General features: G+C 66.2%; 3 protein-coding genes. All 3 read left to right on the plus strand.

Going from position 1 to position 4702, the window contains the following annotated elements; all coding sequences use genetic code 11:
• The first annotated feature begins 159 nt into the window (after window positions 1-159).
• The 3 genes from ABLA28_RS10505 (at window position 160) to ABLA28_RS10515 (ending at window position 4693) form a co-directional block, all read left to right on the plus strand.
• Window positions 160-2127 (plus strand): DUF3488 and transglutaminase-like domain-containing protein, encoded by a 1968-nt coding sequence (locus tag ABLA28_RS10505; protein ID WP_347713620.1) that lies wholly within the window; start codon window positions 160-162, stop codon window positions 2125-2127.
• A gap of 130 nt (window positions 2128-2257) precedes the next feature.
• Window positions 2258-2773 carry a DUF5698 domain-containing protein gene (locus tag ABLA28_RS10510; RefSeq protein ID WP_299299181.1) on the plus strand — a complete coding sequence of 172 codons (516 nt, stop codon included), beginning with the start codon at window positions 2258-2260 and terminating at the stop codon, window positions 2771-2773.
• Between the two features lie 216 nt (window positions 2774-2989).
• Complete coding sequence (locus ABLA28_RS10515) at window positions 2990-4693, plus strand: diguanylate cyclase (protein ID WP_347713621.1); 1704 nt, start codon at window positions 2990-2992, stop codon at window positions 4691-4693.
• Window positions 4694-4702: the final 9 nt, after the last annotated feature.

Genomic DNA, 4702 nt, shown 5'->3' on the forward strand with positions numbered 1-4702 from the left:
TGCGGCGGGGAGGGTCCTCGAAGCGGGGAGGGAGGGCGTCCCCATAGGGCTGAAGGACCGGGGGGTTATGACTCCTCCCGCTCCGGGGCGGGCCGCCCGCCTCGAGCTCCTCGGACGCCTGGCCCTCTACGCCCCCGCCCGGGGCGGTGAGGAGCGGCGATGACCTCCCTGTCCCGAACGGCGGAGCGCACCCTGGCGGTCGAAACGGCACTGAAGCTGCTGTCGGGCGTATGCGCCCTTCTGTGCTTCCTGATGGTGCAGGACGGCATCGGCTGGGGGACGGCCCTGGTCTTTGGGGCCGCGCTCCTGATCTGGCCGCTGGCGGAGGTCTCGGGGCTGACGCGTCCGCCGGGGCTGCTGTCGTTCGGCGTCGTCGCCCTTCTGCTCGTCGCCGTCTTTTCCCGGATGAACCGGCGGTACCTGGCGGAGCCCTTCCTCGAGGCCATCCTGCTTCTATTCCTCCTTCGCCTGTTCGAGCGCAAGACCTCCCGGGAGTACGTCCAGATCGCGCTTCTGTCCCTGGGGGCGGTAGTGGTCTACGCCCTCCTGTCCGTGGAGAAGCTCTTCCTCGCCGTCTGCCTGGGGATGGGATACTGTGCCTCCCTGATCTTGATGCTGTCCGCCTGGATGAGGCGGGAGCCCGGGGCGCGGCTGTCCTTTTCCGACGCAAAGCGGCTCGTCTCCCGCGCCCTGGGGATGTTTCTCCTGATGCTTCCCCTGTGCCTGCTGTTCTTCTTCGTGATCCCCCGGTCGGGCCGTCCCATGTTTCGCCCGCAGGGCGGCATGGACCGTTCGGCCCTGACGGGATTCTCCGAGAGGCTTCGCCTGGGAGAGGTGGGGGCGATACAGCGGACCGACCGCCTTTCCTTCCGCGCGGAGACGGGGGAGATCGCCCCGGAGTTCCTCTATTGGCGGGGCGTCGTGCTCTCGCATTTCTCGGGTACGGGCTGGGACGTCGACCTGAGGGATCGCGAGGGGGGCTGGGGGCGCCCGCGCGGGGATGTTCCGCAGGTGCGTCAGACGATCCTCATGGAGCCGGGGGGACACCGCTGGCTCTTCGCGCTGGACCGCCCGATCTCGGTCGGCCTCGGCAGCGCAATGGGCCTGGGAAATGGAACGTTCTGGAGACGGGCGGCGGGCACCGCCGTCCGCTACGAGGCCGTCTCCACCCCCTCCCCGATTCCGGGGACCCTTTCCGACTCGGCCGAGGAAACCTTTCTGGAGCTCCCCTCCGACTATTCTCCGGCCATGAGGGACCTGACGGAAAAACTGACCGCGGGGATCTCCGACGACAGGGGGCGGATGAATGCGGTCGAGGCCCATTTCATGCGCGGCGGCTATCTCTGGTCCCTCGAGAACCTGGTGCGGGGACCGGATGCGCTGGAGCGGTTCGTCCTCGACGTCAGGCGGGGAAACTGCGAGTATTTTGCCTCCGCGGCCGCCGTGATGCTGCGCATGGCCAACGTGCCCGCCCGGCTGGTCGGAGGCTATCGGGGAGGGGACTACAACCGGGCCGGCGGGTACTACTCCGTCCGGGACCGCCAGGCCCACGTCTGGGTCGAGGCCTGGGATCGGGGTGCTGGGTGCTGGGTGCGGATCGACCCCACCCCCACGGGGGATGCGGGCGGCGGTGGGACGTCGGAGGACCCCGGCGGATGGTGGGAGTTCTGGGACTTCCTCGACTACCAATGGAGCAGGGTGTTCGTGAGCTACAACGCCAGGACCCAGAGCGAGTGGGTCTCGGTCCTGGGGGAGCTCTTTCGCAATCCGCGCGCCTCCCTTCGGGTGTCCTCGGAGGCCCTTTCGCGGTGGGGGCGGCTTGGGTTGGGCTTCGCGGGCCTGTCGGCCGCCATATTCGTCCTGACCCTCGTCCGGAAAAGGCGTCGCCGGGATCCGTGCCGGTCGTTGCTGGAGCGGTTCGAGAGCCTCATGAAGAGGCGCGGGGTCCCGCGCCGCAGGTCCGTGGGGCTGGAGGAATTCGTCTCCTCTCTGGACGAGCCGCTCCGGGGAACGGCGCGGCTCTTCGTCCTGGAATTCGAGGAGGTCTGGTACGGCGGCAGGCCGTTGGACCCCGAGCGATACGGGCGGCTGAAACGCCGGCTCGACAGGATGGACAGGGAGTCCTGACCGACCCGGCACCGCCCCACGCTTCCGGACCGTCCTCGCGGTGTTATCGTGCGGGACGGTTTTATGTTAAGATGGGCCCTGCATCGGGGTATGACCGCTCGATCGCTGCGGGAGGAAGGGAGGGGCCGCGGTGGGAATCCTGGGGCTTTTGATGATTTTTGGCGCCCGCATTCTGGATGTCAGCTGCAATACGATTCGCATCCTCTTTCTGGTGAAGGGGCAGCGTTTCGTCGCAGCCTGTATCGGGTTCGTCGAGGTCATGATCTACATGATGGTCCTGGGCTTCATCCTGGGAGGGGGGAAGAGGCTCACCGTTTGGGAACTGCTCTTCTACTGCGGTGGGTTCGCCACGGGCAACTACGTGGGGTCCTGGCTCGAGGAAAAGCTGATGAACACCTTTATCCTGATCGAGGTCATCCTCGAGGACGGGCCGTCCGCCCAGGCGGCGATAGAGGCCGTGAGGGGCCGGGGGCTGGGCGCCACGGTGATCCGGGGCATGGGGCGCAATGGTCCCAGGCTGATCGTCGAGATATTCTGCAGGCGGCACGACGTACAGGCGGTCCAGGCCCTTTTTGCACATGATGGTTTTGTCACGGTGTCCGACGTGAAGCGCTGTACGGGGGGCTGGTTTCCCAAAAGGCTCTGAGGCCTTCCGACATGTCTTTTGCGGTGGGATGCTGCCGATATCGGGCAATGCACGAAAATGTATTGCGGATAGGAGTGAGAAACGGAAGGCCGTCAGGACGCCGCTGCGGCGAACGGCCTTTTGGGGAAAGGAATGTTGCCCATGCCGACGGAATGGTCGGATCCGACAGCTCGTCGTCAGTCCATGGAAAACGAGAGAGGATCCCTTTACCGGCGTATGGTCGAGCTGGAGCGCAGGGGAATGCGTTTCGAGCGCGAGGAGGGGGCCCTGCGCGAGATCGAGCACAACTATCGCGGCCTGATCGAGAGTGGGATCTTCCTGCTCCTCATCGTGGGAATCGACGGAAACATCCTGGCCTGCAACCGCTGCGTCGAGAGGTTCTGGGGCGTCGACCCGGAAGGTGCGGGGACGACGTCGCTCTGGTCCCTGTGCCCCCCCGGCGGTACGGAAGAATTGAAGGAACTGCTTCTGGAGGCGTCCCGAAAAAAAGTCTCCGCCCGACTGGCCCTTTCCCTTCCCGACGAGTCCCGGGTATGGGTCGAGGCGGAGCTCATGCCCTCGGTCTTTCGAGGAATCAAGGCGGTTCAGGTGATCGGCGTCGATGTGACGGAAAAGGTCGTTCGGCCCCCCTCCGGAGAAACGGAGGTCTGGGAGAGGGTGCTGGACGGCTGCCCGGGGCTTTTGTGCTGCGTCCTGGACGGGGAGGGAAGGCTTCTCTATGCCTCGCGCGGTTATCGTGCGGCGGCGAAGCGGTTCCTCGGACACGACTGCGTGGTGGGCGCCCCTTATCCGCCGGCGTCCAACTCGGTCGACCGTTCCCTCCACGACCTCCTCTCGTCCGCGCTGCTCGGAGGCTCGGGGGGGATGGAACTGGTCGAGGTCCATGCGGAGGGGAAACGCCTCTGGGAAGTTACGGCCTCCCCTTTGTTTTCCGCCCAGGAAAATGTCGCGGGAGCCGTATTGCGCATGGCTCCGCCGGCGGCTGCCCCGGACGGGGACTCCCCATCGCCCTCGTCCGGGGCCGGAGAGGCACCGAAGCCCACCTCGGCGATGGAGTTGCTGAACGCCGTCTCCGACATGCTGCTCCTCGTCGACAGGGCTGGAGCCTGCCTGGCGGCGAACGGGCGCTTTTGTGAAGCATTGGGACTGGACCCGGCCCTTTTTGTCGGCAAACCGCTGAACGAGCTGCCCTTGGCGGACGACCCCCTGAACGACGGCTTCCCCGACCGTCTGCAGGAGGTGTTGCGCGCCGGCGAGGGGGCCCTCGAGCTTCGGGCGGAAACGAGCCGGGGAGAGATGCTCTGGCTGGACCTTCGCGCCCGTCCTGTGACGTGGGAGGGAACGGACGCCCTGCTTTTGACCTGTACGGACGCTACTTTGCTCCATCGCACTCAGGAGCAGCTGAAGCGGGTCGCGGTGACGGACCGCACGACGGGGCTCCTGAACCGGGAGGGGATGGAGCAGGTGCTGGTGAAGGAGCTCGAGCGGGCAGCCCGTTACCGGGGGGCGCTCTCCCTTCTCTTCATGGACGTCGACGACTTCCGGCGCTTCAACGAGGTGCGGGGCTACACGGCCAGCGACGGGGCCTTGAAGGCCCTGGTGACGGCCCTGAAAAACCTACTTCGGCCAACGGACTTCCTGGGACGCTGGGGCGGGGACGAGTTCGTGATCCTGACGCCGCAGCAGGAGTCCGCCGCCTGCCAGTTGGCGGACGTCGTTCGGGAGATGGCCCGGAATGGCCCCTTCGACAGGGAAAACTCCATCTCCCTGAGCGTCGGCGTGGCGAAGTTCTCCAAGGAGATGGACGTTTCCTCCTTTGTCGGGGCGGCTTACGACGCGATGGTCGCGGCCAAGAAGGCCGGAGGGGATCGCACGGTCCTGGCCGGCGAGCCGGACCAGGGATCAATTTCGATCTCGTAAAATTCGGGC

It is taken from the genome of uncultured Fretibacterium sp. (assembly GCF_963544685.1).
GTDB lineage: Bacteria > Synergistota > Synergistia > Synergistales > Aminobacteriaceae > CAJPSE01.

Excerpts from the sequence above, each read along its gene's own strand:
- ABLA28_RS10505 (WP_347713620.1), top strand. The coding sequence starts at position 160 with ATGACCTCCCTGTCCCGAACGGCGGAGCGCACCCTGGCGGTCGAAACG.
- ABLA28_RS10515 (WP_347713621.1), top strand. The coding sequence starts at position 2,990 with ATGGTCGAGCTGGAGCGCAGGGGAATGCGTTTCGAGCGCGAGGAGGGG.